At 58.6% G+C, this 26,784-nt stretch carries 21 protein-coding genes; 13 read left to right on the plus strand and 8 right to left on the minus strand.

Annotated elements, in window-relative coordinates:
• Nucleotides 1-13 precede the first annotated feature (13 nt).
• Together putA and N2601_RS20795 are read left to right on the plus strand one after the other, a co-directional pair.
• The gene (gene putA / locus N2601_RS20790) at nt 14-3,718 is read left to right on the plus strand and encodes a trifunctional transcriptional regulator/proline dehydrogenase/L-glutamate gamma-semialdehyde dehydrogenase (RefSeq protein ID WP_260304711.1); all 3,705 of its coding nucleotides are present in this window, start codon (nt 14-16) and stop codon (nt 3,716-3,718) included.
• A 282-nt stretch (nt 3,719-4,000) separates the two neighbouring features.
• Nucleotides 4,001-6,187 (plus strand): methyl-accepting chemotaxis protein, encoded by a 2,187-nt coding sequence (locus N2601_RS20795; RefSeq protein WP_260304712.1) that lies wholly within the window; start codon nt 4,001-4,003, stop codon nt 6,185-6,187.
• A gap of 728 nt (nt 6,188-6,915) precedes the next feature.
• Here N2601_RS20795 and N2601_RS20800 read toward each other — a convergent pair.
• Together N2601_RS20800 and N2601_RS20805 are read right to left on the minus strand one after the other, a co-directional pair.
• Complete coding sequence (locus N2601_RS20800) at nt 6,916-7,575, minus strand: acyl-homoserine-lactone synthase (RefSeq protein ID WP_260304713.1); 660 nt, start codon at nt 7,573-7,575, stop codon at nt 6,916-6,918.
• 144 nt (nt 7,576-7,719) lie between these two features.
• Nucleotides 7,720-8,463: a helix-turn-helix transcriptional regulator gene (locus tag N2601_RS20805; protein ID WP_260304714.1), complete on the minus strand. Its 744-nt coding sequence runs from the start codon at nt 8,461-8,463 to the stop codon at nt 7,720-7,722.
• 880 nt (nt 8,464-9,343) lie between these two features.
• Here N2601_RS20805 and N2601_RS20810 point away from each other — a divergent pair.
• From N2601_RS20810 to N2601_RS20855, 10 genes are all read left to right on the plus strand, one after another.
• Nucleotides 9,344-9,781 carry a lipocalin-like domain-containing protein gene (locus N2601_RS20810; RefSeq protein WP_260304715.1) on the plus strand — a complete coding sequence of 146 codons (438 nt, stop codon included), beginning with the start codon at nt 9,344-9,346 and terminating at the stop codon, nt 9,779-9,781.
• A gap of 49 nt (nt 9,782-9,830) precedes the next feature.
• Nucleotides 9,831-11,282: a glycoside hydrolase family 15 protein gene (locus N2601_RS20815; protein WP_260304716.1), complete on the plus strand. Its 1,452-nt coding sequence runs from the start codon at nt 9,831-9,833 to the stop codon at nt 11,280-11,282.
• Entirely contained in the window at nt 11,279-11,722 is a 444-nt protein-coding gene (locus tag N2601_RS20820; protein WP_104826168.1) for a hypothetical protein, read from the plus strand. The genes N2601_RS20815 and N2601_RS20820 overlap by 4 nt, the downstream gene beginning before the upstream one ends.
• A gap of 1 nt (nt 11,723) precedes the next feature.
• Nucleotides 11,724-13,481 (plus strand): GMC family oxidoreductase, encoded by a 1,758-nt coding sequence (locus tag N2601_RS20825; protein ID WP_260304717.1) that lies wholly within the window; start codon nt 11,724-11,726, stop codon nt 13,479-13,481.
• Between the two features lie 179 nt (nt 13,482-13,660).
• Nucleotides 13,661-15,517 (plus strand): GMC oxidoreductase, encoded by a 1,857-nt coding sequence (locus N2601_RS20830; protein ID WP_260304718.1) that lies wholly within the window; start codon nt 13,661-13,663, stop codon nt 15,515-15,517.
• A 43-nt stretch (nt 15,518-15,560) separates the two neighbouring features.
• Complete coding sequence (locus N2601_RS20835) at nt 15,561-16,667, plus strand: ferritin-like domain-containing protein (protein ID WP_260304719.1); 1,107 nt, start codon at nt 15,561-15,563, stop codon at nt 16,665-16,667.
• Nucleotides 16,664-17,209 (plus strand): hypothetical protein, encoded by a 546-nt coding sequence (locus tag N2601_RS20840; RefSeq protein ID WP_260304720.1) that lies wholly within the window; start codon nt 16,664-16,666, stop codon nt 17,207-17,209. The genes N2601_RS20835 and N2601_RS20840 overlap by 4 nt, the downstream gene beginning before the upstream one ends.
• The gene (gene iolE / locus N2601_RS20845) at nt 17,206-18,144 is read left to right on the plus strand and encodes a myo-inosose-2 dehydratase (RefSeq protein ID WP_260304721.1); all 939 of its coding nucleotides are present in this window, start codon (nt 17,206-17,208) and stop codon (nt 18,142-18,144) included. Before N2601_RS20840 ends, iolE begins: the two co-directional genes overlap by 4 nt.
• A 2-nt stretch (nt 18,145-18,146) precedes the next feature.
• On the plus strand, nt 18,147-19,148 hold the full coding sequence (locus tag N2601_RS20850) for a sugar phosphate isomerase/epimerase family protein (protein WP_260304722.1): 1,002 nt from the start codon (nt 18,147-18,149) through the stop codon (nt 19,146-19,148).
• A gap of 64 nt (nt 19,149-19,212) precedes the next feature.
• Entirely contained in the window at nt 19,213-20,142 is a 930-nt protein-coding gene (locus N2601_RS20855; RefSeq protein ID WP_260304723.1) for an FABP family protein, read from the plus strand.
• Nucleotides 20,143-20,281: 139 nt separating this feature from the next.
• Here the strand turns inward: N2601_RS20855 and N2601_RS20860 are convergent, their stop codons facing one another.
• The 3 genes from N2601_RS20860 to N2601_RS20870 all read right to left on the minus strand — a co-directional run bounded on the left by N2601_RS20860 (nt 20,282) and on the right by N2601_RS20870 (nt 22,633).
• A complete protein-coding gene (locus N2601_RS20860) occupies nt 20,282-21,184 on the minus strand; it encodes an NADP-dependent oxidoreductase (RefSeq protein ID WP_260304724.1) in 903 nt (300 codons plus the stop codon).
• A gap of 114 nt (nt 21,185-21,298) precedes the next feature.
• Nucleotides 21,299-21,721, minus strand: a complete 423-nt coding sequence (locus N2601_RS20865; RefSeq protein ID WP_260304725.1) for a DoxX family protein — start codon at nt 21,719-21,721, stop codon at nt 21,299-21,301.
• A gap of 75 nt (nt 21,722-21,796) precedes the next feature.
• Nucleotides 21,797-22,633, minus strand: coding sequence for a DODA-type extradiol aromatic ring-opening family dioxygenase (locus N2601_RS20870; RefSeq protein WP_260304726.1), 837 nt, complete (start codon nt 22,631-22,633; stop codon nt 21,797-21,799).
• 130 nt (nt 22,634-22,763) lie between these two features.
• Between N2601_RS20870 and N2601_RS20875 the strand changes: the two genes are divergently transcribed.
• Entirely contained in the window at nt 22,764-23,708 is a 945-nt protein-coding gene (locus N2601_RS20875; RefSeq protein WP_260304727.1) for a LysR family transcriptional regulator, read from the plus strand.
• A gap of 30 nt (nt 23,709-23,738) precedes the next feature.
• Here the strand turns inward: N2601_RS20875 and N2601_RS20880 are convergent, their stop codons facing one another.
• The 3 genes from N2601_RS20880 to N2601_RS20890 form a co-directional block, all read right to left on the minus strand.
• Nucleotides 23,739-24,095 (minus strand): hypothetical protein, encoded by a 357-nt coding sequence (locus N2601_RS20880; RefSeq protein ID WP_260304728.1) that lies wholly within the window; start codon nt 24,093-24,095, stop codon nt 23,739-23,741.
• A gap of 70 nt (nt 24,096-24,165) precedes the next feature.
• A complete protein-coding gene (locus N2601_RS20885; protein ID WP_260304729.1) occupies nt 24,166-25,008 on the minus strand; it encodes a DUF3313 domain-containing protein in 843 nt (280 codons plus the stop codon).
• A 224-nt stretch (nt 25,009-25,232) separates the two neighbouring features.
• Entirely contained in the window at nt 25,233-26,663 is a 1,431-nt protein-coding gene (locus N2601_RS20890) for an efflux transporter outer membrane subunit (protein ID WP_260304730.1), read from the minus strand.
• Between the last annotated feature and the right edge of the window lie 121 nt (nt 26,664-26,784).

Consider the following 26,784-nt stretch of genomic DNA (forward strand, 5'->3'; position numbering starts at 1 on the left):
CACAGGTATTCCCATGCTAGACGCGGTACCCAATTCCACCTCTTCCCACGACGGCGTGTCACCCTTTGCTGACTTCGCGCCGCCCATTCGACCGCAATCCGAACTTCGGCAAGCAATTACCGCTGCCTATCGCCGGCCGGAAACCGAATGTCTGCCACCGCTTGTCGCTGCGGCCCGTGTCTCCGAAGCAAAGCGCTATGACATTCGCAGCACTGCCCGCACCCTGATCGAAGCGCTGCGCGCCAAGCATAAGGGCACCGGTGTTGAAGGGCTTGTGCACGAGTACTCGCTGTCGAGCCAGGAAGGCGTGGCTCTGATGTGCCTTGCCGAAGCGCTCTTGCGCATTCCCGACACCGATACCCGTGACGCACTCATTCGAGACAAGATTGCCGAGGGCGACTGGTCGTCTCACATTGGCGGCGGCAAATCGCTGTTCGTCAACGCTGCTACCTGGGGGCTTGTAGTCACCGGCAAGCTGACCTCCACCGTCAACGACCGCAGCCTTTCGGCAGCGCTGACGCGGCTGATCGCGCGCGCCGGCGAGCCAGTGATCCGCCGCGGTGTCGACATGGCAATGCGCATGATGGGCGAGCAGTTCGTCACCGGCGAAACAATCGAGGAGGCGCTGAAGCGCGCCCAACCGCTGGAGGCCCGCGGCTTCCGCTATTCCTACGATATGCTCGGCGAGGCGGCGACAACGGCGGCTGATGCCGAGCGCTATTTCCGCGATTATGAAAATGCGATCCACGCGATCGGGAAAGCCGCGGCAGGGCGGGGCATCTATAATGGGCCCGGCATCTCCATCAAGCTCTCGGCACTACATCCACGCTACAGCCGCTCGCAGTCCGGTCGGGTGATGAGCGAGCTGCTGCCGAAAGTGAAGTCATTGGCTGCGCTCGCAAAGGGATATGATATCGGCCTCAATATCGACGCCGAGGAAGCCGACCGGCTGGAGCTTTCGCTTGATCTTCTCGAGGAGCTTTGCTTCGATCCCGCTCTCAAGGGTTGGAACGGCCTCGGCTTCGTGGTGCAGGCATACGGCAAACGCTGCCCGTTCGTGCTCGATTACATTATCGATCTGGCTCGTCGCTCTGAGCGTCGGATAATGGTGCGCCTCGTCAAGGGTGCCTATTGGGACGCCGAAATCAAGCGCGCCCAGCTTGATGGCCTTGAGGATTTTCCGGTCTATACCCGCAAGATCTATACCGACGTCGCCTATGTCGCCTGCGCACGCAAGCTGCTTGCCGCGCCGGATGCGGTGTTCCCGCAGTTTGCCACCCACAATGCGCAGACGCTTGCTACGATCTATCATCTGGCGGGTCCGGATTTCGAAGTCGGCAAGTATGAGTTTCAGTGCTTGCATGGCATGGGCGAGCCGCTTTATGACGAGGTCGTCGGCAAGCAGAAGCTCGATCGCCCCTGCCGGATTTATGCGCCCGTCGGCACGCATGAAACGCTGCTCGCCTATCTGGTCCGACGTCTCCTGGAAAACGGCGCCAATTCCTCCTTCGTAAACCGTATCTCCGATCCGAATGTTTCGATCGACGCACTGGTCGCCGATCCCGCTGAAGTCGTCGCGGCAATGCCCGTGGTCGGCGCACCCCATGAACTGATCGCTCTTCCTGGCGACCTATATGGCAGAGCTCGTGCCAATTCCTCCGGTCTCGACCTGTCGAGTGAGAAGACCCTCTTCGAGTTGTCGCAATCGCTGGCCGCGACGGTCCAGACGCCATGGCACGCGCTTCCCATCCTCGCAGACGGTTCGACTGATGGGGTGACACGGCAGGTTCTCAATCCAGCCGATCACCGCGACGTCGTCGGGACGGTCACTGAGCTCAAGGTCGAAGAAGCAGCCCGCATTGCTCGCATGGCTGCCGAACACGCCCCACAATGGGCTGCTGTTCCCCCGGCAGAGCGCGCGGCATGCCTGGAGCGGGCCGCCGACATCATGCAGTCCCGTATCGAGACGTTGATGGGGATAGTCATGCGCGAGGCAGGGAAGTCGGCGGCCAATGCCGTTGGCGAGGTTCGGGAAGCCATTGATTTCCTGCGCTACTATGCCGACCAGGCCCGCAAGACGCTCGGTCCGGCGCATGCGCCGCTTGGACCGATCGTCTGCATCAGCCCGTGGAACTTCCCGCTTGCGATCTTCACCGGACAGGTGGCGGCAGCCCTCGTGGCAGGTAACCCAGTGCTTGCGAAGCCCGCTGGCGTGACGCCGATCATCGCATCGGAAAGCGTCAAAATCCTGCACGAGGCGGGAGTGCCACAGGGGGCGCTGCAATTCGTACCCGGTAGCGGTCGCCTTGGTGCTGCTCTTGTCGGCGCTCCCGAAACGGCAGGCGTCATGTTCACGGGGTCGACGGAAGTCGCCCGCCTCATTCAGGCGCAGTTGGTCGAGCGCCTATCGGCCACCACGGGCAAGCCCATTCCGCTGATTGCCGAAACGGGCGGCCAGAACGGCATGATCGTCGACTCGTCCGCACTTGCCGAGCAGGTCGTCGCCGATGTGATCGCCTCTGCCTTCGATAGCGCCGGCCAGCGCTGCTCGGCATTGCGCGTCCTGTGCCTTCAGGATGATATTGCAGACCGAACTCTTAATATGCTCAAGGGCGCCTTCAAGGAGCTGACGATCGGCCGCACCGATCGGTTGAACATCGACGTTGGTCCGGTCATCAATGACAGTGCCAAGACCGAGATCGATCAGCATATCGAACATATGCGCGGTCTTGGCTGCAAGGTGCATCAGTTGCCGCTCCACGAGGGCGCCGTGGCCGGGACGTTTGTGCCGCCGACGATCGTCGAGATCCGATCCCTTTCCGACCTCACCAGAGAGGTGTTCGGGCCGGTTCTGCACGTCATTCGCTACCGCAGAAACGGGCTCGATCGCCTGATCGATGATATCAACGCTTCCGGCTACGGTCTCACCTTCGGCCTTCATACCCGGCTCGATGAAACGATCGCGCATGTGACGAGCCGCATCAAGGCCGGCAACCTTTATGTGAACCGGAATATCATTGGAGCGGTCGTTGGCGTTCAACCATTCGGTGGACGTGGCCTCTCCGGTACCGGTCCGAAGGCTGGTGGCCCGCTCTATATCGGCCGCCTGGTTCAGAAAGCGCCTGTTCCGCCGCAGCAGGATTCGGTTCATACCGACCCGGCATTGCGGGACTACATCATCTGGCTGGATCGTCGGGGATTGTCAGCGGAAGGCGAAGCGGCCCGTGGCTATGCAAGCCGATCGGCGCTGGGACTGGAACGCGAGTTGGTCGGGCCTGTTGGCGAACGCAATCTCTACGCGCTTCATCCTCGCGGCCGAATCCTCCTGGTGCCGGAGACAAAGACCGGTCTTTTCCGCCAGATTGCCGCTGCTCTGTCGACAGGAAACCAGATCGCTATAGATGCGGGATCCGGTTTGGAATCCGTTTTGCCGGACTTGCCATCATCCGTTTCGAGCCGCATTTCCTGGACGTCGAACTGGGAGAAGGACGGGCCGTTTTCGGGTGCGCTGGTGGAAGGGGATCGGGCTAGGGTCCAGTCCATCAATCAGAAGATTGCGGCTCTTCCCGGCCCGCTCCTCCTGGTGCAGGCGGCGACCACGGATGAAGTAGAGAGCGACCCCGACGCATATTGCCTCAACTGGCTGCTGGAAGAGGTGTCGACCTCGATCAACACCGCGGCAGCGGGCGGGAATGCAAGTCTGATGACGATCGGATAGCCCGTTGTAGATCATATCGTGTGGGCGCGTTGCTTGCGCCCTCACGATCATCTCTTTGATGTTCAGATTTCGCCCATCGCGAACGCGGTCGCATGAACCGTCGACCGGTCCGTGTTTGACGAAATCCTTCTCGACTGATGCGTTCGCCCGATCCGCTATCAGAATGAGAGCCTATGCGCATAGCTCCGCACTTTTTGAAAAGTCACCCTGCGATTCTTCATGAGAAATTTATTTTCTTTTGAAAAAAATTCGAAAGATGCGAAATGGAGCACGCGGATACCAATGAAGACGCTTTCGGGGAAGCTCGTAATTGCAACCGGTATTGCAGTTGCGACGATTTTGCTTGGATATACAGCAATCAACACAATTTCCGCCAAGGTCAGGACCGAACAGGAAGTCATGCTCCGGGCGACGGAGCAGGCAGCTTCTGTCAGCCAGAGTGTTGCTGTTCAAATCACCGAAGCGACTTCGGCAGGCAAGGCGCTAGCGTCATCGCTGGTAGGTTTTGTCGATGGCGGATCAAGAAAGCGGGCGGATATTGTTGCCATGCTAAAGACGGTGCCGCCGCAATACTCCAATGTATTCGGCGCCTGGATGTGCGAACTTATCGACGGGAAGTCCCCAAAGCCGACCTCCGGCGATGAGGGATTGAACAAGGAAGGTATTTTCACGCCTTATTGGACCAAGGGCGACAGCGGCCAGATGGAGTTCTCGACTTGGAAAATCGATCCCAAGCAGGAATATTATCGCGTTCCGCTGGAAACCGGAAAGCCGGTCATCACCTCTCCCTATCTCACCAACATGAAGAAGCTGGTCACGTCGGTTTCCGTCCCGATGACGTTGGATGGGCATATCGTCGGATTGGCGGGTGTTGACATAAAACTCGATGATCTGACAGCGGCGCTCAACACCATGCATCCGTTCGGAGACGGGCGCGTCATGCTTGTAGCCAATGATGGAAAATGGCTCGCGCATCCGAGCCAGGATAATCTCATGAAGGACTATGGCGACGTCGGCGCCGATCTGGTCAAACAAGCGCTGGCGGATGGCAAAATGCGCGTCGTCCCCGGAATGCCAGACGGCGTAGTTCGCCTCGTCTATCCGTTTAGCGCGCCCGGAATGAATACGACCTGGGCCGCAATTCTTGACGTTCCCGCTTCGGCTTTCGCGACACCTGTTCGCCAGCAGATGTATAGCGCCATCCTTGGCGGCTTCGCTATTCTGGTCGTGACGCTCGGCGTCATCCTGATCGCGAGCCGAAGCCTGATCGGCAAGCCGCTGACGAATGTGCTGGCCCATGTCCATCGCATGGCGAATGGGAACTATCGTGACGCGATCGCGGTCGGCAAGAGGAGCGATGAGCTCGGAAGCCTCATCTCGGCTCTGGAGATGTTTCGCCAGGAACTCGCCAACGGCGACAAGATGAAGGCCGACCAGGAAATCCTGCAAGGCCAGATCGAATTGGATCGAAAGACGCAGCGGAATCACGAAGTTGCCAAGGCCGAGGACCTCCGCCAGTTTGTTGAGACCGTGCAAACGCGATTTGAACGCCTTGCTTCCGGCGATCTCACGGTGCGCATGAACGAACCAGTCGCCCCGGAATTCGAGATGATCCGGCAAAATTTCAACACCGCCATCGCGGCTCTCGAGGAAACGATCCTCAATGTCGTCCAGTCCGTCTACACGATCAGGGGCGGGCTCAACGAGATTTCCAATGCATCCAACGATCTCGCGCGGCGCACCGAGCAGCAGGCAGCCTCTCTTGAAGAAACGGTCGCGGCGCTTGGTGAAGTCACCCGTGGCGTGAATGAGACCGCAGACGGCTCCCGCAAAGCGCAAGATGTTGTTTCGAACGCGCGAGGCGATGCCAAGATGGGTAGCGAGGTCGTTTCCCGCGCAATCTCGGCGATGATGGAGATTCAAACCTCCTCCAACAAGGTCGGCAATATCCTGCGGGTGATCGACGAGATTGCCTTCCAGACAAATCTGCTTGCTCTGAATGCCGGCGTCGAAGCTGCGCGGGCCGGGGAGGCAGGCAAGGGCTTTGCAGTTGTGGCTCAGGAAGTTCGGGAACTTGCGCAAAGATCGGCCCAGGCTGCCAAGGAAATTGCCGCGCTGATTTCGCTGTCGTCGTCACAGGTAGGAGCAGGTGTCGATCTCGTCGAGGAGACGGGAACATCTCTGTCGCACATCGTCACCAAGGTCAGCGATCTAACCGAGACCGTAAACGCAATTGCAGCCAGCGCTGCGGAGCAAGCGGTAAGTTTGCGAGAGGTTTCGGCGGCTGCGGACTTGATGGATAAGGTTACGCAGCAAAACGCGGCGATGGTTGAAGAGACGACGGCTGCCGCAAGAAGCCTTGCCGACGAAACAAATTCTTTGGCCAATTTCGTCGCACGGTTCAAACTGAGCAAAGCGCGCGGCTCCGTTGAGCACACAAGGGAAACGAACTTCGCCTTGGCGAGCTGACTGATCGCCCAGCTATCATTTGGGCAGCAGATACGAGAACTGCCTAGGCAGAAGGCGTGCGGAGGTCAATGGTAGCGTCATATCGCCTGCCGATTTATCGATCGGCAGGCCTCATGCCCGAGATCCTGGGCCGATCGGCGCCGCCGCGTTTCACGGCGCTTTTTCTTGCAAGCTAGTGGACCTTTCTTTCGACCTCAGTTTCAGTTGCTACGCTGAGCATTTGAAGCAGATATCGTATCAATGTGACGTCCTCGGTGGACGTCTGGTTTTCAAATACCTGAGTGATGATCGCTCTCAAATTATTGGCCTGGTCGTGCACCAGCTCCTTAATATAGATTTCGGATTCCGCAAAAATTGCATTTTCGTTCTGTTTATCGCTTGTCATCTCACACCAACTGGTCCTGAAGCGTCTTTCCGGTTTGTCCGGCATTCTGCAGCCCTCAATTCTCGATCGAACTGATCGATCATGCGTTGCACCCATGGCTCATTGTAAACGTCGTCGCCGTCCGGACGGCGATCGCGTTCTTGGACGGATCTAATCTGCTCGACCAATGCTCGCAGCAGTGACATAACCCCCTCATTTCAGCTCGTTTCCGGAACGGAGCGACCTGGCGCATCTCGTTTGAAATCCGTCGGCCGCGTTCGACAATCGGCGCTTGCAGCGCCTTCCGATCGCATAATGTCGCCTGCTTCAAGCCGGCTCGCGCTTGCGGATTTGGCCATTGCTTTCACTTAGCCAAATAGGCGCTTTCATTGTGGTTTGAACGAGCTCTTGCATGAGCCAAATAGGGAAGGTGGCTCAAAATAGTCTCGGGCTTCAGCGGGTTGCGAAGCTCTGGTTCCAGCAAGAGGGTTGTTCCCTGGATGGAGTAGAGTTGATGATGCTTCATCAAACCGGCCATCGAAGGCTTTGCTTGGATCGGCACAATCAAGCCGCCCTCCAGCAGTGATGGCAATCCGAGTTTGGTTACCTGCCAACCCGTCGAAATCAGCAGATCCACCAACTTTGGATGCGTTTCGACAATCACCGAAGTAATGCCAGCGACAAGGCAAAACTCCATGACGCCGGTCATCAAGACATGGGAGGCCGGCACCTGATTGATCAGTATGTCACCTTCCGCGACACATCGGGTCCACTCGAAAATGTCTGGCGAGCGTGGCCATGTTCCGCCGTTCATTATCTGAGGGTATACGTCCGACAACAAATGCGGTTCTGTCGTCGGGAGCAATCGCGTATATCCGACAACGGCATCTTCGTGAAAGAGGGCGAGATGCACGGCGCGGTCGCGATCGAACTGGTCAATTTCCAATCCGTCGCTTCTGCGAATGGCTTCCCAACCGAGCCTTTCCACAAATTGCTCGTGCCGAAAGCGCCAAATTTTCTCCATTGTTTGCTCGTTCGTTGCCGAGCAACCGACGTAGACTTTTATCATCCTTGCCCCTGATTTTACGGCAAGAATGCATGATAGTCCCTGTCATTTAAATGAGTAAAAATACCCAGCTTTCAGTCGTTAGCCGACTTCTAAGACCCTTTAGCGAAGTATTCCGAAACGAAAACTTTCCGCTATCATCTGCGCCGAATTCACGACATTCAGTTTGCGCTGAACATTCAGGATCTCATTCTGAATGGTGCGGTGCGAACGTCCCAGAATTTCGGCGATCTCGATGGCTGTCTTGCCCGCCGCGCACCATTGAATGATCTCGCGTTCCCGCGCCGTGATCCGCAACAAGCTTCGATCTCGCGATCTCGCCTCTTTTGCCATGAGGCCACGCAGGGCGTTGTGGGCGTAGATCGACAGAATATGCAACGCCCCTCTGGCGGCGTTGGAGAGGTCCACCTTTTCGGCACCAAATGTAACAACCGCCTGGAAGCCGCTCGCTGTGTGCAACGGCACGCTGTAGCCGTCTTTCATTTTGAATTCCCTGGCTTCGTTCATGACGCGTCGCCCGTGACGGCCAAGCTCTTGATCTCGCAGCGCCTCCGACCAAACGAAAGCGCCGTCCTGCATCTTACAGAGCTGGATAATGGGATCAGCGTGCACGTAATTGTTCGACAAATAGTGTTCAAACCATTCCGTCGGCCAGGCATTCAACATGAAGTAGGAATCGATGCGTTCTGTGGGCAAGGGTATGCCGGAAATTGCAAAACAGTTGAAACCGAAGTGGCGTGCGGATCTGTCCAGGGATCCGAGTATGTCTTCCTTGCTTTTTGCGGCTGTTGTTTCCGACAAAAAGTCGAACATTAGATTTGCGGTTGCCACTGCTTCGCTGTTCACTCGCCCCTCCCCAGGATTTCGGACAATGTAGGGCATATTAGCTCAAGGAAGTATTATTTTCATGACCGCATCCCGCCGAATGCTGTGTGTATATGATATTTTTATAATAAACTTGAATACGGAAGGGAAGGTCATTGGCGAGAGCAGGGCGGTCCGCATGATCTGATGGACATACCACATGCCATGAATTGCACGGCTTCGCTTCGCTTTCATGCTCCTGGTCAGCGCTGGCAGCTTCGCCACAGGTCCCCTTGTCCAATCGAAAATGCACTTAAAGGTAGGCAAAATTGCTTATTTACCGTTGCGTAAGGTAGCTGTTAAATCCGACATTAAGGGAAGGAAATAACAGACAAACGGGTGCGGGCTTACCGGAGGCCAACGATGATCTTTCGTTGGAGGCAATGCCGTGCAGAATGGCATTGCCTGGCCGATCTTTCGGCATCTGGGAAAGAAATTCCAAAGAGCTGTGCAGGCGGGATCGAACCCGCCGCTTAAACCTCCGATACCGACGGAAGCGCCGACTTCCGTCGGCACCAATAAAAATCGTCAGCTTTCAGAATCGATCCTCAACATTACTGGGTCGATGAGGCGGTGAAGCTACGGCTTGGCCGCGGCCAGGAGAGACCGGCACGGGCACGCAGCATGTGCGGCCTGTTTCGGGAAATTATGACGTGTGACTGATGGAGGGGCACTTGTCCTGCCTCATCGATCAGTCTTCAGGCCTAATGATGGGACGTTTGCGCCGAGGTCTTCGCGATCTCGTGCCGAAGCGCCAATGCTTGAATTCCGAAAGTCGAACCAAATTCAAAGCCTTGCGTCACGGTCGTAGACGACCGTGCGGGGCGCAGCGATTACGTTTCCGGCAAGCAGAGAGGGGCCCATGAACAGCCTTAAAGGATCTTGGAAACTATCAGGATGGCGCAGGACGACCAGCAAGGGGGATGTTTCCTATCCGCTTGGTGAGGAAGCATCGGGTTTGCTTGTCTACACGTCGAGCGGCACGATGATGGTGCAAATGACGGCCGCAAACCGTCCGGCTTTCGAAACCAGCGATCCTCTCGGGGGGAGTGCAGAGGAGCGGGCGGCCGCATACTCAACGTGCCTCGCTTATTTCGGCAGCTACAGGGTTGCCGAAGGCAAGGTCACGCACCGGATCGAAGGCAGCTCCTTTCCCAATTGGTCGGAAACCGAACAGGTTCGCCCCTACGAGCTTAAGGGCGACGAACTGATCTTACGCACGCCCCCTTCTGAGAGCGGCGGAATAACCACCGTAAACGAGATGTCCTGGATCCGCGTCAAGGGACCAGCCGACGCCTGACTCACTTGGGCGCGGCTGCGCCTCATTCATGCATTCGAGGGAGGAATAGATGAACATCACCAGCACCATCCATCATACGGCCCGTGCTCGGGCGGGAGTGCCGCTTGCTTTGGGAAGGCAGCACCCGAAAGCGGCCTATCAACAAACCGATCTGGCAGCTCTCGCCAAATATTTCATTCTGCTGATGCTGCGCAATGTCACGAGCGACGGCTATGTCATCGAGGATCCCGCCAATCCCGGGCAATATTCGGTGCCGGGATGCATTATCGCCGCGCCTTCCTTTCCTTCCAACACACCCGGCGTCGATCAAGACTATGTCTATAATTGGGTGCGCGACGCTGCCATCACCGCCATCGAGATCGCGGCTGCCGACTTGCCTGCAACCCCAGGCGGAGGCGTGCCGAGTCTCACGGATTACGTCAGCTTCGCCAGGCTCTGTCAGAGCAATGCACATCCGACGCTGGGGCATGCATGCTTTACCGTGGCCGGGCAGCCGCGTCCCTGGACCGAACAGAATGATGGCCCCGCCATTCAGAGCCTCGCCCTCCTGCAGGCCTATCCACAGTTGGACGCAGCGACACAAGCCATCGCCAGACAGGTCATCGAAACAAATATCTCTTATCTCCTCAGCGCCTACCAGCAGCCCACCACCAATCTGTGGGAGGAGCACGAAGGTCTGTCCTTCTTTGCGCGCTCGGTTCAGCTCCGCTGTTTCCGGGAGGTTGCCGCCAATAGCTACGGCATCGGCGTTGCCGCCAATGTCCCAACGGCAATTGCCTGGCTTGAAAACGCCCTCCAGGATCATTGGAACGGCTCGTACTATGTGACGATGCTGGCGCCGGGCGCCGGTCCCGGCGTTTCCATTGTTTCCGGCGACCTTGGCTACGATCCAAACATCGACATCATTTCAGCCTGTGTCTATGGAGCGGTGCCGACAACCGACACGAGGTTGCTTGCGACGGCAGCCCGCCTGCGCAGCCAGTGGGCGGACCCCAATTCCAATTCGTTCTACCCGATCAATGGTACGGATCAGGCACGCGGGATTGGTCCTCTCCTCGGTCGCTATCCGGGCGACACCTATGACGGCGATGTCGCCCATCCCGTCGCCGGCGGGCATCCCTGGGCCCTGTGCACATGCAACTTTGCGGAGCTTTACTATCGTCTCGCAAACGACGTCGATCACGCAGGCAAGGTTCCCTTGGACAGTCTGTCCGAGGATTTCTTCGCACAGGTTGGGGTGACGAGCACGACCTCCATTGCCGATGCGTCCGCCGCGCTGCGAAACGCGGGTGACGCTATGCTGCGCGCGGTTGTCTATCACAGCGATCGTTATGAGTTGAGCGAGCAGTTCGACGGCACGTCCGGCTACGAAAAGAGCGTGCACAATCTGACATGGAGCTACGCATCATTTCTGTCTGCGGTGCGCGCCAAAACCGGCGGAAGCAAATTGTCCGGTAAGGCCGCCAGCAAGTCCGCGCGGACGTCCGGAGGCAAGAAATGAGCGAGCGCTTTGCAAGCTTCATTGCTCTCTCAAGCGTGCTGACCGGTTTCAACGCGATGCAGCTTCACGCCACCGGCCTGGCGGAAACCTATCTCGGCCTGCTGGATCAGATCGTTCCCGTCGATATCGTGAACGATCTGCTCGAAAGCCTTCGAGAACTGCCGGCGAACCGGGATGGTGAGCGATCAGCGGCAATTCTTAGGGATCCGCAACTTGGGCCGATCGCGCGCAACGTGATCATGCTTTGGTACTGCGGCACCTGGCAACAATTGCCTGCGGGATGGCGTACCGCCTTTGGAGCATCGCCGCTCGACAAAACCCATCTGGTCTCCGGTGCGGCCTATCAGGCCGGCCTGCAATGGCTTGCGGCGGGTGCCCATCCGCCGGGAGCCAAGCAGCAAGGTTTCGGCGCATGGGCCTTGGCGCCCGCGGGGGGATGACATGACGACCGAGATGTCCTTTGACGTGGTGATCGTTGGCGCCGGTGTTGCCGGCGCCCTGATCGCCAAGCGTCTGACCAAGGCCGATATGCGGGTTCTGCTGCTTGAGGCAGGACCCGGCACGACGCGCAGCTACAACGAGTACACGCAGCATCTGGAGCACTTTTACGCCGCAAACAGCAAAGGCCCGGAATCGCCGTGGCCGCCGGCGGTCGCCGCCCCGCAACCGGACACGGCCGATTTGCGTTCGAACAACGGCTATTTCGTCCAACGTGGGCCGAATCTCTATGGCAGCAGCTACACGCGGCTATGGGGTGGATCGACCCTCCACTGGCTTGGCGTGTCGCTGCGCATGCTGCCGGAAGACTTCCGCATGCGATCGCTTCACGGGGTCGGGCGGGACTGGCCCATCGATTACGACACCATCGCACCCTATTACGAGCAGGCCGAACACGAAATCGGCGTTTCCGCCGACGTCTCCGAACAGCACTATCTCGGGCTTCGCTTCTCCGACGGCTACGACTATCCAATGCAGCGCGTCCCGCCCAGTTTTTCGGATCGGGTACTCGGGGCGGCGGTTGACGGTATGGAGGTTCAGCTTCAGGACGAGTCGTTCCGGCTCAAGGTCCGAGGCTATCCGGCGGCTCGCAATTCGCTGCCGCGAAAGTCCTACCGGCCGGTGGGCACCGGCTATCTCGGAGAGCGCTGCGAAGGCAATACATCCTGTACGCCGATCTGTCCGGTGCAGGCGAAATATAACGCCAGCAAAACCCTCGCTCAGGCGGCTTCGAACCGGCTGACTGTCATGACACAGGCAGTGGCCTCGAAGATCCGTATCGATCCGGCAAGCGGCGAAGTGAAGGGGATCGAATATCAGCGCTACGAGGATCAGACCTCGACGGAGGCAAAGACCTTCGTCGCAAAGGCCCGGGTCTACGTTTTGGCGGCCCATGCCGTGGAAAATGCCAAGCTCATGTTGGCTTCGGGTATCGACGGTCCGCGCGGTCAGGTCGGCAAGACCCTCATGGATCATCCGACGCTCTATGCCTGGGGGCTCGCGCCCTCTTCGATCGGTGCCTATAGAGGCCCGCAGTCGACGGCCGGCATTGAGGATTTGAGGGGCGGCGCGTTTCGCTCAAAACACGCGGCATTCCGCTTCGACATCGGCAATGACGGCTGGCGGGCGAGCACCGGAGCTCCCGATACAGCGGTTTTGCAGGCGGTGATGAACGGCGGGCTCTACGGCTCGGCGCTGCGTGGGGAACTGGAAGCGACGCTGCCGCGCCAAATCCGCTTCTCCCTTGCGGTCGAACAGCTTCCCGATGCTGCCAACAGCGTCAGTATCGATCCGCGCTATCGCGACCCCCTCGGCAATCCGCGCCCCGTGATCGATTACAGGATCGATGACTACACGCTGGCCGGAATGGCGGCCGCCTCCGGCGTCGCCGAAGCCGTGTTTCATCGAGCCGGAATAAAGGATTGTACCGATCCGGATAAGGGAAGCTGGTTCCCCACTGTCCAATATGAGGGGCGCACTTTTAGCTACCACGGCATGGGGCATTTTGCCGGCACGCATGCCATGGGCGCGGATCCCGGCGGCTCTGTCCTCGATATGGACCAGCGGGCCTGGGAGCATCGGAACCTTTTTGTCGTCGGTTCCGGCAGCTTTCCAACGCTTGGCACATCCAATCCCACGTTGACCCTATCGGCTTTGGCGTTGCGGACGGCGGATCGGTTGATCGCGACCTTCGCACACTGATCGCATTTGCGCGTGCCGGCAAAAGCCGGCCGACGAATTCATCTATCCGGAGCGGTCCTTTGATCGCGCCACGCAAAAGGGAGCAAGCGGAATGCATCTATCATGTCGGCTGCGCGCCAACCGGAAAGAAGGGCGAGAGAGCAGCACCCGTTTTTCACCGCATAGAATGGAGGTGCGCCATGCTGTTTGCTATTGACTCTGCGCGAAGGACCGACGCCGGAGCCGTCGCTGCGGACGGAAATTATGATGCGGTGGTCGTCGGCACCGGCATCTCGGGCGCCATCATCGCCAATGAGCTCAGCAAGGAGGGCAAGCGTGTCCTCGTCCTGGAAGCTGCGTCCGGAACGAACCGGACCTTAGCCGGATATGATGCCCTAGTAACCAACTTTTATAGTGCAGCAAGCAAGGACAACCAGTCGCCCTATCCGGTCAATCCCAATGTTCCGATGCCGCGTAGCGGGGAGCTGCGCAAGCTCCAGCCGGGCGAAACCGACGCCTCGACCTATATGGTGCAATCCGGCCCCTACGTGACCGACACGACCTATACGCGGATTTTTGGCGGCACGACCATGCACTGGGAAGCCAAAACGCCGCGACTGTTGCAGGAGGACTTCAAGTCGAACGCACTGTACGGTCAGGGGCTCGATTGGCCCCTGGACTATCGCGATATCGAAGCGGACTATCAGACTGCCGAGCGCGAGATCGGCGTGTCGGCCGATGTCGAGGACCAGAGCTATCTCGATATCACCTTTCCCCCCGGTTACGTCTATCCCATGCGGGGTCTGCCGCTTTCCTACCTGGACCAGAAGGTGGCAGAGGGCATCGACGGAACCACGGTCGAGCTCCGCGGCGAGACCTATCCCGTCAAGGTGCGGCCCTATCCCCAGGGACGCAACGGCATCCCCAATCCAGCCTATGACGGTGGCAAGGGATATGTGCCGGTCGGTGCGGTCAATACGCACGAGGTCGAGGAGGGGGGACGCTGTCAGGGCAACACGAACTGCGTTCCGATCTGTCCCGTGCAGGCGCGCTATCATTCCGGGAAAACGCTGGCGAAAGCATTCCAGACCGGCCGCGTCGATCTCCTCGCACAGGCTGTCGCCTCGCGCGTTCTGATCGACAGTGACTCGGGCCGGGTGACTGCACTCGAGGTCAAGGTCTACAAGAATGAGGCCTCGGCTGAATATGAAACGATCGCCGTCAGGGGCAAGATCTTCGTGCTGGCCGCAGGCGCCATCGAAACGCCGCGGCTGATGTTGGCATCGGGCCTGCAGAGTTCGAGCGGGCTGATCGGCCGCAACCTGATGGATCACGCCTATTTGCTGAGCTGGGCGCTGATGCCGGAGGTTTGCGGCACCATGCGTGGCACGAGTTGCACCGGCGGCATCGTGGATTTGCGCGGCGGGGCTTTCAGGCGGCATCAGGCGGCCTTCAGCGTCGATATCCACAATGATGGCTGGGGCTGGGCTGTCGGCTCGCCCTATTCCGACGTCACTGAGCTCGTAGACCAGCATAACCGCTTCGGCGGCGATCTAAGGCAGGGCCTGATAGACCGCATTTCGAGCCAATTGCTGCTCGCCTTCATGATCGAAGTGATGCCGGTCGAGAGCAATCGCGTCACGGTCGATCCGAAATATACCGATCTGCTCGGCAATATGCGGCCGGTCGTCTCGTTCACGGTTCCTGAATACACGATGCGTGGTGCCGCCTATGCGCGGGAGTTCGCAAAGACCATGTTTGCCCGGCTCGGTGCAGCCGACCACACCCGCTACGACCCCAGCGATTACGGCTACGTGAACTACGAGGGCCAAGGCTATGCCATCCGTGGCGGCAACCACCTGGCCGGCACCCACATCATGGGATCGGACAAGCAGAGGTCGGCGGTAAACATCGACCAGCGCTCATGGGAGCACGACAACCTCTACCTAGTCGGGGGCGGGAGCATGCCCACCATCGGTACCGCCAACGTCACCTTGACCCTCGCCGCACTGTGCTACCGCAGCGCTCGAGCAATGCTGAAACAGTTGCAACGATAAGCCTCGGACCGCTTCCGCGCGCACAACAATCGGAGAAGCCAGCATGTCTGACACTATTACAACGCTTCATGCTCTCAAGGAGCATCTGTACGCAGCAATGCAACTGGAACATGCAACCATTCCGCCCTATCTGACGGCGCTTTATTCGATCAAGCCCGGCACCAACGTGGATGCTGTCCAAGTCATTCGGGTGGTCGCGGTTGAGGAAATGCTGCACTTGACGGTTGCGGCAAACCTTCTGAACGCCATCGGCGGAACCCCTGATCTGACCAGGCCAGGATTCGTGCCTTCCTACCCCGCTCATCTTCCCGACGGTGAAACAGATTTCAAAGTGAGTCTGGCGTCATTCAGCAAGGAGACGCTTGCGATCTTCAAGAAGATCGAGCGTCCGCGTCTCGCCCCGGGATCACAGAAGCTCGTGAAACGCCTGTACCGTGGAAGCGTGTCGGTGCTTGCAAGCTATCCGGGCGCCAGCGACATGCAATATTACAGCATTGGGGATTTCTACGCTGCCATCGAAGACGGATTCGAGCGTCTTGAGAAGGAAGCGAATGCCGCCGGTAAGACGATTTTCATCGGGGATCGGAAGCGCCAGGTCACATCGGAATATTACTACTCCGGCGGCGGCGAGCTCTTTCCCGTCATTGATATCGAAAGCGCAAGATCGGCGATTCGCCTGGTGATGGAACAGGGTGAAGGTGCCGGTGGCGGCATCTATGACCATGAGAGAGAACTCGCGCATTACTACCGCTTCGACGAGCTGGACAGAGAGCGCTACTACCAGCCCGAGGACAGGCCCGGCCATCCGACCGGCCCGACCTTCAGCGTCGATTGGCAGGCGGTTTATCCGGTCAAACCCGATCTGAAACTCGGCGACATTGACGGTAATAAGAGCCCCGAACTCTACGAGGCGGCGCTCTCGTTCAATCAAACCTATGCGGAATTCCTCGAGCAATTGACGCTGGCTTTCAACGGCCAGCCGCAGTTGCTGCTGCAGGCAGTGCCCAGAATGTTCGAATTCAGGAATCTGATGGGAGACCTGATCCGCAATCCCCTGCCCAACCACCCCGGCCAATATGCGATGGCGACGTTTGAGATTGGCGACAAAGAACTGGCGCGCGGCGTGGCGGTCGAGGAGGCGCGGGTATGAGTACCAAAGATCATTCGCACCACTTTCTTGCCTTCTCGACGGAGGTGAGCGCCTTTGCCACCTTCGAATTGTGGGCCACAGGCCAGGTAGAAGCCTACCTTGCGACCGTTACCGCCGCAGTTGGCGACGAGATCTTGAACGAACTGCTTTTCACCTACGAAAAGATCTGTCTGGAGACGGAAGGCCAGCCTTCGTCCAAGCGGAAGGCACGTCTGCGCCGGGAGGTTTTTGGAAGCGAGAAACTTGGCCCGGTCGCGCGAAACATCATCAAGCTCTGGTACGTCGGCACTTGGTACGAACTGCCGACGGCCTGGTTCGAGGCGTTCGGTGTGAGGTCAAAGGACGTGACCTTTGTCGTATCGCCGGCGGCCTATGCCGAGGGCCTGATGTGGAAGGCGATCGGAGCCCATCCCGCGGGCGCGAAGGCCCCGGGTTACGGGTCATGGGCGTCCCCGCCACGGATTCCGGCATTCGCGGGCGGGCATGCGAATGCGCAAGTCAAGGAAGTTCAAGTCAACCGCAACGAAGGATTGGCAAAATGAGCACGCAAACACCTCGACTCTCCCCCGAAAAAGTTTGGCTCGGAATCACGCCGACGCTTTGGTGGAACGACGATTTCATCAATATCGACATCGGAATTCCCTTCGAGCAATGCATCAGTGAAATGGCTCTTGCCGGCTATGTCGGCTGCAGCATCGGCCACAAATATCCGACGAACCCCAAGGTCCTGAAGGCGGCACTCGACCTGCGTGGTCTGCGCGTCTCTGAACCATGGGTCAGCACCTATTTCACGATTAAAGCCATGAAAGAGCAGACAATCGCAAAGGTTCGCGAGCAACTCGCCTTTCTGGAGGAGATGGAGCGCGGCAGCACGGATCCGAGGAGAGCAGATCTTGTCGTGGCCGAGTTCGGCCATGCCGTCAATCCGCTGCCATTCGCGCTGTTTCCGAATTGCCCGACGTTGACGGACGAACAGTGGGATCGATTGGTGGATGGACTGCATCAGATCGGCAGGATTGCCCGGGAAGAAGGTCGACGCCTTTGCTACCATCCGCATCTCGGCACCGGTGTGATGATCGCTTCGGCCGTCGATCGGCTGATGGAAAGGACCGATCCGGATATCGTCCATCTGTTGCTGGATACCGCCCATCTTGCCGCCGCCGGCGTCGATCCCCTGGCTGTCACCAAGAAATACGCCTCCCGCATCAAGCATATCCACCTGAAGGATATCCGCGCCGATGTCGTAAGCCGCGTTCATGCAGAAGGGCTCTCCTTCGAGGCGGCCATTGAGGCCGGCATATTCACCGTTCCCGGCGACGGCTCGATAAAGACCTTCCCGCAAATTCTTGCGACGCTCGCTGAGGCCAATTTTGCCGGTTGGCTGGTGATCGAGGCAGAGCAAGATCCGGCAAAGGCCAATCCGCTCCGTTATGCCAAGATGGCGCGTGCCTATCTGCACGAGACGCTTGGGTGGTAGCCATGGACAAGGGCGCAAAAAGAGAGATTTTGCTGAGCCTGTTCATGTTTACGGCGGACCTGCGGCCGAATGATCGGGCCTATACTCAAATCCTGATCGATCACATCAAGGCCCTTCTCGCCATGGGTTACGACGGCTTCGATTTGCCGATCGCCGCCCAGCAGACGAGCGACCATCAGGCCGAGATCGACAGCTACGCCCGCTTCAAGCAAGCCTTGGACGCCGCCGGCTTGGAAACGATACGCTTCACGACCAATGTCGGGACAACCCGGACCTTCGATCCCACGTCGCCTTTCCGCGAACAGCGGGAAGGCGCCTTGGCCTATTTGAAGTCCCGCGTCGACATCACGTCGATCCTGGGTGGCAAGACCGTCATGGCGGGGCCGATCGTCTTTCCTTATGGCGTCTTTCCGACGCTCGATTCCGGCACGCCGCTATGGAGCGACGCGCTGCAGGATCGGCTTGAACCTCGCTACAGGCTCGCGCGGCCGATTATCGAGGAACTCGCCAATTATGCGGAGAAGAGGGCGGTCAAGCTCGCGATCGAGCCGGTGGACCATTGGGAAACACCGGCGCCGAACATGGTCTCGGACGTGCTCGATTTTCTGGAAGGGGTCGGCAGTTCTCAGGCGGGCTTGACCATCGATAGCGCCCATGTGGTGCTTGGAAGCAGCGGGCCTGCGGCTTTCCAGAACGACTTGCGTAACACCGTGGCGCAGCGTCGGCTGAACTACATACATATTTCTGCGCCCGATCGAGGCGCGTTGAAGGACTGCTGGATCCCCTGGGAAAGCTTCCTTGCGCCGATCCTGCCGGTCTATGACGGCCCGTTCCTGATTGAAGTCTTCAACGCGGTGCCGGCTTTTCTCGGCGGCCTGCGTCTAACCCGTCGCAAGTTCTGGATTCCCGGCGAGGATCAGCCGGTGGCGGACCAATCCAGTGCCTACGACGTCGCCCGCGACGGTTTGGAAACCCTCCGGGAGGAATTCGCAAAGCTTGAGTAACTTTCAGCGCTTTAATCGATCCGCTTGACACCGACCAATATCACAAAAAGGACTGGTGACGACGATGAACGAAATACAGCCTTCACCTCTTCACATGCGGGGCCTGACCACATTGCGGCGCGTGGCACCGTCTCAGCGGGTCACCGCCGATCGACTCGGCGCCCTGGCGGATCTTCCGGGCTTCTGGGAGGGGACGGGTTTCAGCCTTATTGCTCGTCCCGATTATTCCGGGCGCAGCGAAAACGGCTTCTACCTTCAACTCAATCTGTTGCATGAAACGATCGAATTCACTTCGATCGGCTCCCCCGTCTTCAATCGTGGCAGCGAGCAAGGCGATATCGCCATTTATGGCGTCACCTATCTGCATCGCGTCACGGACGGCACCAATGGCGGCGCGCTTCATATCGAACCCGGCATGTGGCTGACTATCCCGGCAACCACTGCGCCAAAGGCCGATGCGAGCATTGCGAGGTTGGGCACGATCCCCCACGGCAACGCCTTCTGTACGGTTGGTTTCGTACAGCATGCGGAGTTTAACAAAGTGCCGGAGATTCCGCCGGCCAATACGATACCCTTCCCCATAGACGGCAAGCCGCCGGAACCCGGCAGCAAGAATCCGTATCCGGAATATGATCTCGCCATTCCGAGCCAATTCCGAACCAATCCTGTCCCGGCAGGCATTGTTCAGGCGATGATCGATGACCCCAACCAGGTGCTGCGGGATACCTTGAACCGTCAGGTCTTCGAGCAGGGGCAGACGCTCAAGAAGATCACACGGTTGATAACCTCCACGGCCGGCGGCATCGCAAATATCCCGTTCATCACAACTAATGCCAATACGCTCGATCTCGACTCCGTCTTTGCCATCGAAACTGTCGTGGACGCTCTGGGTAACGAGTTTCTGCAACTGCAATATTCGCAAACCGGCTTGCTGAATTTCAAAGGCAAGAGCTTTCCGCACGTCACGGTCGGAACATTGATCAAAGCATTTTAGGCTGGTTTGGCGAAGTGCCGCTATGCGGTTGGAGCCGGTTCTGCGACCAGAACCGGCTCCCCGTGATATTATCGTTCTCTCCCCGCAATGCCGGCCGGAACGGCTGGGACGAAACCTCATCGCGGGAGGATTTTTCCCATTAGTGTTTCAAAACGACCTTCCCTTGAGCTCCCGCGGCGACCGCGTTTTGGGCCGCACCGATCTCTTCCAGCTGGAAGCTGTGCGATATGGGTATCACGAGCGCTCCCCGCGCGGCTGCGTCCAGCACCGCGTCGAGCGTGGCAGCATCGGTTCGATGGTAGAGTTCGTGGATGATCACGCGCTTGTCCGTGTTGGCGCCCTCGGGCACCGGAACGATGCTGGCGATTTGGCCGCCGTCTTTCACATGTCCAATGAGGTTTGCTGCCACAGGCGCCGCGGCGCTGATCGCGTAATCAAAGGTTGGGCTCTCGGCCGGCACCGTGATATCCAAGGCTTCTCCCGCTAGCTCCTGCGCCTCATTCAACCGCTCTGGCCGAACGCCGGCGACAGGTTTGGCACCTATCTGGTGGATGTATTGGATTGCGGCGCGTCCGACAGAGCCGAGCGCACCCGAGATCAATACACGGTCGCCTGCCTTGATACCCAAGGCGTCCACCGTCTGCCGCCCGGTAAGGCCAGCCTTAACCAAGGCCGCTCCCTGTTCGAACGTCAGTGCGGTGGGCAGCTTGGCAACGGAGGTTGCGGGCACGAGTCCGAATTCGGCATGGGCGCCTTTGCCATTCGCTGAGAAGTCGGCAACGACCCTGTCGCCGACCGCAAAGCCCGTAACGCCTTCACCGATTTCCGATACCGTGCCAGCGGCGTCCCCGCCCAGTACTGCCGGCAGCGGAAGCGGTATGTACTGAGCCATAAAACCTTGGCGCAGGATGAGATCGAAGGGGTTAACGGCCGAAGCTTCGATTTTGATCAGGACTTCACCGGCTCCCGGCTTCGGTGTCGGAATATCACCGATCTCAAATTGCTCGATACCGCCATAGGATTTCAGAAGAGCAGCCTTCATTGCTTGTCTCCAGATGTCTGGTGTTGCTTTCACAAAATTCCGGTCTTCCGCCGGACGTTTGATCAGATCGCATGAGCGCGATACGCCCCTGCCGTCCGACGGAAGTACGTTGGCTTATGCGTTCTTGGTGGCTGAGATCTGGTTCGAAGACGAGCGTCGGATGTTGTCCAATGCCCAGCTACCGGCGCCGGCAAAGGCGATGAAGAGGAAGATGAAGCAGAACATGATGGCTGGCTCGCCCATGTTGAGCGCGGGCCAGAAACCTTGCGGCGCATGCGCCATCCAGTAGGCGGCGGCCATTTCGCCCGAGGCGACAAAGGCGGCGACGCGCGTGAAAAGACCGGCGGTAATCAGCAATCCAGTGACGATCTCGATTGCGCCGGCGATGAGCATGATGGCCGGCAATGGATAAGGCACGCCCGGAATTGCCGCCGGGAACTGGAAGAATTTCATCGTCGCGTGTTCGAGGAACAGCAGTGCGGTCACGATCCGCAAAATCGCGAGGACATGAGGCGTCCATTTCGTGGTGTTCAACATGATATTTCTCCTGAATGGCCGTTGAGATCGTCAAGCGGCGGTGGTGTTGATTTCGATTTTCTTTTCAGCGCTTCATCATTGGCCTGACGCGGCGATGGGCGCATTGCCGAAGCGGAAGCTGGAAGCCGTGAGCCCGCCTGCGAAGTCATTCTGATGGTAGGTGACGGCGCCGGGTTCATCTCTTGCGGCCCCGACTGCCACCATCAGCGGGATGAGATGATCCTCGCGTGGATGCGCAGCACGGGCAGATGGTGCCTGCTCCCATTCGAGCAACAGCTTCGCTCGCTCATAGGGAGAAGAGTGGACCAGCGTCTGCTGGAGCCACGCATCGAACTGGCGGGATGGCTCGTGGCCTTCATTGCCCCGCATGGCCCTCAGATTGTGATAGCTGAGGCCGCTTCCGATGATCAGCACGCCTTCATCGCGCAGCGGCGCCAGCGCGCGCCCGGCTTCAAGATGCAATGCCGGATCGTAGCTCACGTCCAGCGAGAGCTGAACGACAGGCACGTTTTCCTCGGGATAGAGCGGCTTCAGGATACTGAAAGTACCATGGTCGAAACCACGGGTCGGATCGAGCGCAGCCTCAATGCCGCGTCCCTGCAGCAGAGCCTGCACGCGCTTGGCAAGCTCAGGCTGGCCCGGCGCACCATATTTGATGTGATAAAGATATTCGGGGAAGCCGTGATAGTCGTAGACCATCCCCGGCTGGGCGCCTGAAGATATGGCGAAGCGCTGTTCTTCCCAATGGCCGGAAACGACCAAGATCGCCCGGACTGCATTGCCGAGTTCCGCGCGCATTTCGACTAGAGATTGCTCGAGCTTGTCGAAGTTACGGCGGAATCCATCGGTGATATAAGGCCAGGGACCGCCGCCATGGCTGACGAAATAGGTCGGAAGACTAAGCTCATTCATAGGATCTGCCCTTGTCGAACTGTGCGGATGCCGCATGGCATCCCGGCTTGATGGTCAGACCTTGAACTTTTCGCCAATGTTGATCAATGTGCCTTACATTGAAGAACTATTTCCTCAGAGTTGATGATCAATGGACACCTTGACGAGTTTGCGCGTCTTTTGCGCGGTGGCTGAACTTAAGAGCTTCACAGTGGCTGCAGATCGCCTTGGCCTCTCGCCCGCCATGGCGAGCAAACATGTGATGCACTTGGAAAGCCGGCTGGGAACGCGGCTGCTGAACCGAACCAGCCGGCACGTCAGCATGACCGAGAGCGGCATGCTCTATTTCAACCAGACCAGGCAGATGCTCGACGGACTGGATGAGGTGGAAGCCGCCGTGAGCAACGTCACGGTCATGCCCCGCGGAACACTAAAGTTCAGTGCCCCGGTATGGGCCGCAAATTCGCTCATCGCCCGCGTGCTTGCCGAATATCAGCAGCGCTATCCCGACGTGCGCTTCGACATGGATCTCAGTGGCCGGATCGTCAATCTGGTGGATGAGGGCTTCGATCTCGCTTTGCGGGCGACCGCACCCGAGCGGCTCGATCCGAGCCTTGTTGCGCGCCCTTTGATGCAGGTTGCCTTTCATCTCGTCGGATCTCCCGGCTATCTGTCACGAACAGGGCGTCCTACCGAGGTGGCTGATCTCAATGGTCACGCGCTGCTGGCCTATAGCGGCATGAACATGAACGGCGGCTTGGCGATCAAGGGAACAGAGGGACCGGAAACGGTGAATTTCCGACCCGTCATGCAAAGCGAAAACGAGATCATGCTGCACCTGGCCGCGCTCGAGGATATGGGCCTCGTCTTTTTGCCGATATGGATGACGCAGAATGACATTGCCGAAGGGCGCCTGGAGTTGGTGCTTCCCAAGGCCGTGACATTCAACGCCACTCTTCATGCCGTTTATCCCAGCAAAAAATACCTTTCAGCCAAGGTTCGCACCTTCATCGACTTTATCGCTGCGCGAAAGAACCTCTGCTCAGCGGCAGCCGAAGAACAGTCGGCCGGGGAGGTTCATTCCGTTGATTGGTGACTTCCGGGCGGCAAACGCGACCGACAACCCCTAGCGGCTGAACTTCAGATCCGGCTTGTCGCCGTCCCAAGACTGGAGCCCGCCCGAAACCTCGCGGAATCTTAGACACTTCGTCCCCATCTTGCCGGAGAGGCACATCGCATCGCCCTTAACCGTCCAGGTGACGGAGAGCGCAAACGGCAGGGGGCCGCGTATGCTTCCAGTGCCATCCTTGTTGAGCGTGACTTTGAGCGTCTTGCCATCGGGCGCGTCGGCCATCCAGGGAGCTCCGTCGGCAAGCATGGCAGCGGCCTTTTGGGCCGGAAGATAAGCCTGCCCTTCCGTCGCGAATGCGGGGTTTGAAGCAAGAATTACGGCGATTGCCGCAAGCTTCAGATGCATCTTCATGGTCGATATCCTTTCCTTGTTCTATTCGTTTGGAGCCTTGTAGGCTCATGCTGAGGGGCAGTGGCAACGTCTACTGCGAAGCGGCCGCTCCTTTGTCGCTCCAGCCCGGCGGTAGGCCCAACTGGCCGGCGACCGCTCCCGTGATGCCGGGGGAAGATCCGAACGCCTTGCAGGCGTCGTATTTCGGAGCGCCACCGAGCGATGCCTTTATCTTTTGCATCGACGGCATGGTCGGCGTTCCCTTGAATGGATCGCGACCTTTGACCAGCATGCGGCTGAAGTCACCGCCGAATGCGGAGGAGAGGGAGTAGGCATCCCCGACTGTGGAGATCCGCGCCCTTGTCGTCAGCATATTCGCCCCGCGCGACCAAAGCATCGCCGCTTTCTGCGTCCCATCCTGACTGACCGCTTCCGCTTCGACGGACAGCCCGCCGAGGCCAATTGGAAGCCTTGGAATTGGAACGGCGAGTGCGACCGATGCGCCGAGCGATGCGACGGCGGATGTTGCGGCGGCCGTCCTATTTGTTGGAACGATATCGGTGACCGTGGCATGGACGACGAGATCCGCCGGATGGTTGGCAGCCACGATCTGAAAACGGTCGCTGAGGCCAACGCAAAGAGCTCGGTCTATGGCGTTGGTGACAAGCGCAAGACCCTTCGGGTCCAATGCACCGCTGTTGCCGAGCTGTGCCGATGTCGGCATGATGCGTACCGTGCGTGCATTGAGAACTGACGCTGGGTCCACCCGCAGCTTCGCCTTGGTCAGCGAACCTCCCGATGCCGCCATATCCGTATAAGAACTGAGAGAAGTACCCTGGTGCAGGGGCACGCTCGCACAAGAGGGAAGTATTGCAAGAGCAGCGGCGGCTAAGGTTTGTCGGCGGACGTCAGCAAGCCTAAGGCAAAAACTCATGTGGCAAATCTTCTGAACAGGGATCGTAGCTGTGCTTTAGCAATGCCGGCGTTAATGGCCGTAAAGGCAGTGTAAAGTTGGGTAAAACTGGAGAAGAGCGGTCTTTCCGGAGGCAGGATGGAGACCGATCTATTGCCGACTGAGCACGGCAGATCGCCCCGCTATGGGATAGCGTCGGTACGACAGCTCAATACTCAAGCGCTCGCTTCAATTACCATTGCGGCTCATGGTGTCGCTGCCGGTGCCGCTGAGTTCAACGTCGCTTCTTGAGAACGATAACCCGCACCTATTGCGACGTGGAGGTCAACATAGTCCTTGGCAAGCGTCTGAATGGCTTCGGCAAGACTTGCCTGCGCATCGGAAACGTCACGCTGCGAAGTCAGGACGTCGAGCAATGAGGATGCCCCATCTTTGTAACTCATGGTCGAAAGCCGCAGAGATTCCTGCGCCGTCTTGACCTGATTGCGCAGCGCTGCCTCAGCCTCTGCATCGCGATGAATGGCAGAAAGAGCGTTTTCCACGTCTTCCGCCGCACTGTTCACCGTATCCTTCCAGGCTAGATACGCTGTTTTGGCCTTGGATCTTGCGCTATCGACATCGGCACGCAGACTTCCACCATCGAAGATCGGCAGGTCAAGGGTGGGGCCGAAGGACCAGCTGGTCAGGCTTCCGGCATTGCTTGCCGTCGAGCCGACCCGGCTTGGAGAGATCGAGCCGGACAGGGAGATGGACGGATAAAGCTTAGCCTCGGCAACGCCGATATTGGCAACGGCCTCCGCCAATTCGCGCTCGGCCTTTCGTATATCGGGACGATTGCGGATCAGATCGGCCGGAACGCCGGCTTGTATCGTGCCGTTGAACACTGGCTGTGCAGCATCCTTGCGCAGCTCCGCCTTCATCGTCGATGCCGGCATGTTAAGCAATGTCGCTATATGATGAACTTCGCTATTGAAGCTGTTTTCAAGGCCGGGGATTTCCGAACGCGTCGATTGCACCAAACCTTCGGCCTGGACGACATCGAGACGAGAAGCGGCGCCGGCACTCGATTGTTGCTTGGTAAGATCATATGTCTCGAGCCGGGATTTCAGGTTCGCGTTGGAAAGCGCGATGCGCTCTTGGTAATAGCGTGCATCGATGTAGCTCGACACAATATCCTTCATCACGGAGAGTTTCTCGTCATCAGCCGAAGCGTAGGCTGCATCCAAAGCGGCGCGCGCGCTCTCCGTCGCGCGACGGTACCGGCCGAATAGATCGAGCAGCCATGAGGCGCTGGCCTCGCCGGTGGTTGTGTTGGTGGTGCCTGTGGTCGTGCGCAGCGAACCTTTTTCACCCGAAACCGTATGCGATGCGCTGAGATCGAGGCTCGGTAATCCGCCAGCGCCGGCGGTGACGACATTTGCGGAGGCCTGATTGATTTCCTCCAATGCTTGCTGCACATCGAGGTTGCGGGACAAGCCGCGTGCCACCAGACTGTCGAGCTGCTTGTCGCGATAGGCTGTCCACCACCGGGTCGTTGAAACATCGTTATTGCTCTTGGCTCCCCCTTCCGTGAACTTTGCCGGAAGCGGCATCTGCGGGGGGACATGATCCGGACCGCTCACGCATCCTGCCAGCATAAGCAGCAACGCCAGTGAGGAATAACGCAGGGATATCATTCAATTTCTTCCTGTGTGGCAGACGAAAGAGCGCTTCGTCGAAGGAGGGCATTTGATGGAATCCCCGGAACAGGGATCGCGGCCCAGGTGTAGCCACGCCAGCGTTAATGGCCGTTAAGAC

Origin of the sequence: Rhizobium sp. CB3060 (assembly GCF_025200735.1) — a bacterium.
Taxonomy (GTDB): Bacteria; Pseudomonadota; Alphaproteobacteria; order Rhizobiales; family Rhizobiaceae; genus Rhizobium.

What these genes read in the sequence shown, in the direction of transcription:
- putA (WP_260304711.1), top strand. Translation starts at nt 14, where the DNA reads ATGCTAGACGCGGTACCCAATTCCACCTCTTCCCACGACGGCGTGTCA.
- N2601_RS20795 (WP_260304712.1), top strand. Translation starts at nt 4,001, where the DNA reads ATGAAGACGCTTTCGGGGAAGCTCGTAATTGCAACCGGTATTGCAGTT.
- N2601_RS20800 (WP_260304713.1), bottom strand. Translation starts at nt 7,575, where the DNA reads ATGGAGAAAATTTGGCGCTTTCGGCACGAGCAATTTGTGGAAAGGCTC.
- N2601_RS20810 (WP_260304715.1), top strand. Translation starts at nt 9,344, where the DNA reads ATGAACAGCCTTAAAGGATCTTGGAAACTATCAGGATGGCGCAGGACG.
- N2601_RS20815 (WP_260304716.1), top strand. Translation starts at nt 9,831, where the DNA reads ATGAACATCACCAGCACCATCCATCATACGGCCCGTGCTCGGGCGGGA.
- N2601_RS20820 (WP_104826168.1), top strand. Translation starts at nt 11,279, where the DNA reads ATGAGCGAGCGCTTTGCAAGCTTCATTGCTCTCTCAAGCGTGCTGACC.
- N2601_RS20825 (WP_260304717.1), top strand. Translation starts at nt 11,724, where the DNA reads ATGACGACCGAGATGTCCTTTGACGTGGTGATCGTTGGCGCCGGTGTT.
- N2601_RS20830 (WP_260304718.1), top strand. Translation starts at nt 13,661, where the DNA reads ATGCTGTTTGCTATTGACTCTGCGCGAAGGACCGACGCCGGAGCCGTC.
- N2601_RS20835 (WP_260304719.1), top strand. Translation starts at nt 15,561, where the DNA reads ATGTCTGACACTATTACAACGCTTCATGCTCTCAAGGAGCATCTGTAC.
- N2601_RS20840 (WP_260304720.1), top strand. Translation starts at nt 16,664, where the DNA reads ATGAGTACCAAAGATCATTCGCACCACTTTCTTGCCTTCTCGACGGAG.
- iolE (WP_260304721.1), top strand. Translation starts at nt 17,206, where the DNA reads ATGAGCACGCAAACACCTCGACTCTCCCCCGAAAAAGTTTGGCTCGGA.
- N2601_RS20850 (WP_260304722.1), top strand. Translation starts at nt 18,147, where the DNA reads ATGGACAAGGGCGCAAAAAGAGAGATTTTGCTGAGCCTGTTCATGTTT.
- N2601_RS20855 (WP_260304723.1), top strand. Translation starts at nt 19,213, where the DNA reads ATGAACGAAATACAGCCTTCACCTCTTCACATGCGGGGCCTGACCACA.
- N2601_RS20860 (WP_260304724.1), bottom strand. Translation starts at nt 21,184, where the DNA reads ATGAAGGCTGCTCTTCTGAAATCCTATGGCGGTATCGAGCAATTTGAG.
- N2601_RS20865 (WP_260304725.1), bottom strand. Translation starts at nt 21,721, where the DNA reads ATGTTGAACACCACGAAATGGACGCCTCATGTCCTCGCGATTTTGCGG.
- N2601_RS20870 (WP_260304726.1), bottom strand. Translation starts at nt 22,633, where the DNA reads ATGAATGAGCTTAGTCTTCCGACCTATTTCGTCAGCCATGGCGGCGGT.
- N2601_RS20875 (WP_260304727.1), top strand. Translation starts at nt 22,764, where the DNA reads ATGGACACCTTGACGAGTTTGCGCGTCTTTTGCGCGGTGGCTGAACTT.
- N2601_RS20880 (WP_260304728.1), bottom strand. Translation starts at nt 24,095, where the DNA reads ATGAAGATGCATCTGAAGCTTGCGGCAATCGCCGTAATTCTTGCTTCA.
- N2601_RS20885 (WP_260304729.1), bottom strand. Translation starts at nt 25,008, where the DNA reads ATGAGTTTTTGCCTTAGGCTTGCTGACGTCCGCCGACAAACCTTAGCC.
- N2601_RS20890 (WP_260304730.1), bottom strand. Translation starts at nt 26,663, where the DNA reads ATGATATCCCTGCGTTATTCCTCACTGGCGTTGCTGCTTATGCTGGCA.